The organism is Paraeggerthella sp. (assembly GCF_048427265.1).
GTDB classification, from domain to species: domain Bacteria; phylum Actinomycetota; class Coriobacteriia; order Coriobacteriales; family Eggerthellaceae; genus Paraeggerthella; species Paraeggerthella hominis.
Genome location: NZ_DBFOSR010000063.1, coordinates 1 through 4,736, shown reverse-complemented (window position 1 = coordinate 4,736; position 4,736 = coordinate 1). Strand labels below are relative to the sequence as shown.

The 4,736-nt window shown below is 64.0% G+C and carries 4 protein-coding genes and 1 pseudogene; all 5 read left to right on the top strand.

What is annotated here, in order from left to right; all coding sequences use genetic code 11:
- A pseudogene (locus ACMNI9_RS06175) lies at positions 1 to 561 on the top strand (nicotinate phosphoribosyltransferase); the annotation flags it as partial.
- Positions 562 to 628: 67 nt separating this feature from the next.
- On the top strand, positions 629 to 1,531 hold the full coding sequence (locus ACMNI9_RS06170; protein ID WP_418831261.1) for a DegV family protein: 903 nt from the start codon (positions 629 to 631) through the stop codon (positions 1,529 to 1,531).
- A gap of 58 nt (positions 1,532 to 1,589) precedes the next feature.
- Positions 1,590 to 2,519 (top strand): DegV family protein, encoded by a 930-nt coding sequence (locus ACMNI9_RS06165; RefSeq protein WP_114567943.1) that lies wholly within the window; start codon positions 1,590 to 1,592, stop codon positions 2,517 to 2,519.
- An 8-nt stretch (positions 2,520 to 2,527) separates the two neighbouring features.
- Positions 2,528 to 3,520, top strand: a complete 993-nt coding sequence (locus ACMNI9_RS06160; RefSeq protein ID WP_418831260.1) for an NAD(P)-binding domain-containing protein — start codon at positions 2,528 to 2,530, stop codon at positions 3,518 to 3,520.
- An 86-nt stretch (positions 3,521 to 3,606) separates the two neighbouring features.
- Complete coding sequence (locus ACMNI9_RS06155) at positions 3,607 to 4,578, top strand: radical SAM protein (protein ID WP_418831259.1); 972 nt, start codon at positions 3,607 to 3,609, stop codon at positions 4,576 to 4,578.
- The last annotated feature ends 158 nt before the right edge of the window (positions 4,579 to 4,736 follow it).

Sequence of the window (4,736 nt, the reverse complement as noted above, 5' to 3'; positions counted from 1 at the left end):
GCCATCCAGTCCATTCGCGACGAAGGCGCTCAGGTGAGCTCATGGGGCGTGGGCACGAAGCTTGCCTGCGCGTACGACCAGCCCACCTTGGGCGGCGTCTACAAGCTGTCCGCAACGCGCGCGCCGGGCGACGCGGCATGGACGGATCGCATCAAGATATCCGAGTCGGCGGCGAAGCTGACCACGCCGGGCGTTTTGGACGTGCGGCGCTACTTCTACTGCGACGGCGGTCGGCTGGCCGGCGATATGGTGTTCGACGTGAACGCGGGCGTCGGCGTGCGCGAGGTCATCGTGGATCCGTCGGATGACCTGCGACAGAAAAACCTCGCGGGCTTGTGCTTCGAGACGCTGCTCAAGCCGTTGGCGCGTGCTGGTGAAACGGTGCTCGCTCCCGAGTTCCGCTCTGCTTTGGCGGCGCGCGAGCGGGCTCGCGCGGGGCTTGCCACGCTCGATGAGAGCCAGAAGCGCATGCTGCATGCGCATACGTATCCCGTTGGCCTCGAATATGGTCTTTTTGAGCGCCGTCGCGATTTGGTTGTGCGGCTGCGGGGCATCGCGTAAGTTTGATAGAGGGAAGCCGGGCGCCAGCCCGTTTGCCGTCGTCCGTTCCAGCTCGAGGAAGGAAGCTATGATCAAGATACTGACCGATTCGGTGGCCTCCATTCCCGCCGACATGGCGAAAGCTGCGGGCATCGAGGTGATCACGCTTTTCGTGAACCGTGCGGGCGTGGAGCACGCCGATGCGACGATGGATCTCGACGAGTTCTATGCAGGCATCTACGACATGGTCGACGATATCCCCACCTCGAGCCAGCCCTCTCAGCTGACGCTCGAGCGGGCGTTCGAAGAGGCGGCGCTCGCTGGCGACGACGTGCTGGGGATATTCATCTCCACCGGTTTGTCGGGCACGTACGAAGGGGCCGTGCGCGCCGCGCGGGCCGTGAAGGCGCGCAACATCCATTTCTCCTACGTCATGATCGACTCCGCATCGTGCGGGTTCGACGAGGCGTGGCCCGTGCTCGACGCCGTTGCCGCACGCGATGCGGGCGAAGACCTGGCGGGATGCGCCGCCGCCGCGCTTTCCGGCATCGAGTCCACGCGCTTTCTGTTCACGCCGGAGACCTTGACGTTTCTGCAGAAAGGAGGCCGCATCGGCAACGCGGCGGCTCTTTTGGGGAACCTGATCCAGCTTGCTCCCGTCTTGACGGTAACCGATGGGTCCGCCACCACGCTTGCGAAGGTCCGCACGCGCAAGAAGGCCCTCGAAAGGATCGTGTCGACGTTCAAGCAAGACGTCGAGGAGCGCGGCTTGAAGAACGTGGTCGTCCATTACATAGGCGACAAGGCTCCGGCGGTCGAATGGGCGCGCGAAGTCATCGACCCGCTTGTCGGCCGCGCGGTGGACGTGCTGCCGGTGAGCCCCGTCATCGGGTTGCATGTGGGACCCGCCGTCGGACTGGCGTACGAATGCGCCGCGCCCGTAGCCGGAAAGCTGACGGCTACGGTTCGCACGCGCGTCATTTCGTCGTAACGCCCGAACGAACCATCGTCCAAATCGCTCAACAGCGAAGGAAGCGAGACGTATTACTATGCAGCATCAATGCAACCTTATTATCGACTCCTGTTGCGACCTGCCCTTCGAGGTGGTCGATCGGGAAGGCGTCGAGTTGATCAAGTTCCCCTACGTCATGCGCGACGGGGAGCATGCGGACGATCTGTACCAGACGTCGTCGGCGTACGATTTCTACCAGGCTATGCGCGACGGCGACGAGCCGACCACGGCGCAGGTTCCCGTGCCGGTGTTCCGCGACGCGTTCACGCGCGCTATCGAAAGCGGCGTGCCCACGGTGTACCTGAGCTTTTCAAGCGGTCTGTCGGGCAGCTACGATGCCGCCGCCCTTGTCCACGAGCAGTTGATGGCCGAACATCCCGAGGCCGAGCTGTACTTGGTCGATACGCGTTTGGCTTCGATCGCCGAGGCGCTTCTCGTGCACGAGGCGCTGCGTCAGCGCGACAATGGGCTCACGGCGCACGAGCTGGCGCTTTGGGCCGAAGAAGCGCGCTTTTTCGTGGACGCCGAGTTCATGGTGGACGACCTGGAATCCCTTCGCCGGGGCGGGCGCATCCCCGGTTCGGTTGCATACGCCGGCTCCAAGCTTGATGTGAAGCCGCTGCTCACCATTACCTGCGACGGCAAGCTGTCCTTGTCGGGCGTGGCGCGCGGACGGAAGAAGGGAATCAAGCAGCTAGCCGATTACTACCACAAGCGCAAAGCCGATTCCCGGCCGGGTCGTTTCGTGGTCATCGGCAATGCCGATTGCCCGAAGGATGCGGCGCGACTGAAAGACGCGCTCGCGAAGGAAGACGACAGCATCCTGTTTCTGGAGAGCAGTATCGGGCCGGTTATCGGAAGCCATGTGGGGCCCGGCATGATCGCAGTGGTGTTCTGGGGAAACGACAAGCGCGAGGAGCTGTCCGTGGCGGACCGCATCGCGAAGAAGGTAAAGGGCGGGGAGTGAGGATTCCAATGGAGAGCACGTATGCGTTTGTAGGGGACCAGACGGTGGGCGCCATGGTGGAGGCGCGCATGGAGGCTGCAGGATGCAGCCGCGCGGAGAGCGTCGCCGAAGCCGATACGGTGATCACGTACTACACGACGCAGACCGCCTTGGAGGATGCGTACTTCGACGAAAGCGGCTTGATCCAGTCGGCTTGCCCGGGCACCCTGCTGGTCGACCTGTCCTCGTCCACCCCGAGCTTCGCGCGCGAGCTCAACGCGGTGGCCGTGGTAAGCGATTTGGTTTCCGTGGAAGCCCCGCTTATCGTGCTCGACCTGTCTCTTCCCGATGCGTTCGCCAAGAAGGACAACCTTGCGTGCCTCGTGGGAGGCGAGGAGGACGCCGTGCAGCGAGCGCTTCCCGTGGTGGAGGCCCTTGCAGGGGATGTGCAGGATACGGGCGGCCCGGGGTCGGCGCAGCTTGCGCGCGCGGCGTACACGCTGCAGACCACGGCTCAGGTTATTTCCGCCATCGAGGCGGATGCTCTGTACCGCGTCGTTCGGCGTTCGTCGGCGGTTCCCGGTCGCGGGGTCGGACGCGTGGGCGCTGCAACGCCGGTTGCCGAGCAGGTTCTTGCGGCGGTCGAGACCGGCAGTTTCGCGGGCACCTACACGGTGGAGATGCTCATGTCCGAACTGTCGGCTGCTTTGACGGCCGCCGACGACGTGGACCTGATACTGCCCCAGGGCGAAGCGTGCCTGCACCTGCTGGAGCTTTTGGCCGTCATCGGCGGAACCGGGAAAGCGCCTTCCGCCCTGTCGTTGGTGTACGGCGACGAGTCGGCCTGCGCGGCCGAGGGGCTTGACTGGACGCGCGCCGAGCAGACGTACGGCGACGCTTCGGACGACCTCGGGTTTTCCGAGTACGACGACGTCGAGGACGGTTGCGGGTGCGGTCACGATCATTCCGGGGACGACCCGTATTCGGGGTATTCGATCTATCCCGGATATTCGGCTAACTAAGGTTCGGCGGTCCGGGATCGCCGAAGCCTTGCAATGTCGAGGGCGGACGCGAGATTCGGTTTCGTCGATCGATAGGGGAAAGCACTATGACCGACACCATGCTTCCCGCCGCGTGCGACCTGTGCCCGCGCGCCTGCGGCGCAAACCGCTATGCGGGAAAGCGCGGCGCGTGCGGGGCGGACGACAAGCTGATGGTTGCGCGCGCTGCGCTGCATTTTTGGGAAGAGCCTCCCATCAGCGGGACGCGGGGCAGCGGCACCGTGTTCTTCGCCGGTTGCCCGCTGCGCTGCTCGTATTGCCAGAACGCGGTCATCGCCGTAGGGGGCGCGGGCGCGCCTATCGGCGTCGATCGCCTGGCGGATATATGCTTGGAGCTCGAAGGGCAGGGCGCGCTCAACGTGAACTTCGTCACTCCGACCCAGTACGCCTTGCAGGCGAGGGCGGCCGTTGAAAAGGCGCGCGCCCTCGGTCTGACGGTGCCGGTCGTATGGAACACCTCGGGGTACGAGACGGTTCGCAGCGTGCGGGCGAACGCAGGCGTCGTCGATGCGTATCTGACCGATTTCAAGTACGCCGATCCCGCCTTGGCCGCGCGCTACTCGAACGCCCCCGATTACCCTGCCGTCGCCCTTGCTGCGCTCGAGGCCATGGTGGAAGAAGCCGGTCCTCCTCGGTTCGACGAGGTGGACGGCGAGCGTCGCCTTATCGGCGGCGTGGTGGTGCGCCACCTTATGCTGCCGGGCGCGTTGGAAGATTCCAAGCGCGTCGTGCGCTTGATCCGCGAGCGCTTCGCGGACAGCGTGTTGCTGTCGCTCATGAACCAGTACACGCCGGTTTTGCCCGAAGCGGCCGCTTCGGGCGATGCACGGGCGGCGGCATGTTTGGACAGATGCCCGGAATTGGCGCACCGCGTTCCCGACCGCGAATACGAGCTTCTCCTTGATTTCGCAGATGCTCTTGGCATCGAGGATTACTTTTGGCAAGAGGGGGGCGCTGCCGAAGACAGCTTTATTCCGCCGTTCGACCTGGTGGGAGTGCATAGCGGTGATTCGGAATAGCTTCAGCTGAGCAAATTTCCAAACTTTTCGAAAAAAGTTCTTGACGCCGGGCGGGGGCACGGGTAGTATATCTCCTTGCGCTTCGGGCTTCGGCCCCAGGCGGAGAACCTTGAAAACCGGATACTGAGAAGCAGAACAAGCGAGAAAAAAGCCAAGTG

Excerpts from the sequence above, each read along its gene's own strand:
- ACMNI9_RS06170 (WP_418831261.1), top strand. The coding sequence starts at position 629 with ATGATCAAGATACTGACCGATTCGGTGGCCTCCATTCCCGCCGACATG.
- ACMNI9_RS06155 (WP_418831259.1), top strand. The coding sequence starts at position 3,607 with ATGACCGACACCATGCTTCCCGCCGCGTGCGACCTGTGCCCGCGCGCC.
- ACMNI9_RS06165 (WP_114567943.1), top strand. The coding sequence starts at position 1,590 with ATGCAGCATCAATGCAACCTTATTATCGACTCCTGTTGCGACCTGCCC.
- ACMNI9_RS06160 (WP_418831260.1), top strand. The coding sequence starts at position 2,528 with ATGGAGAGCACGTATGCGTTTGTAGGGGACCAGACGGTGGGCGCCATG.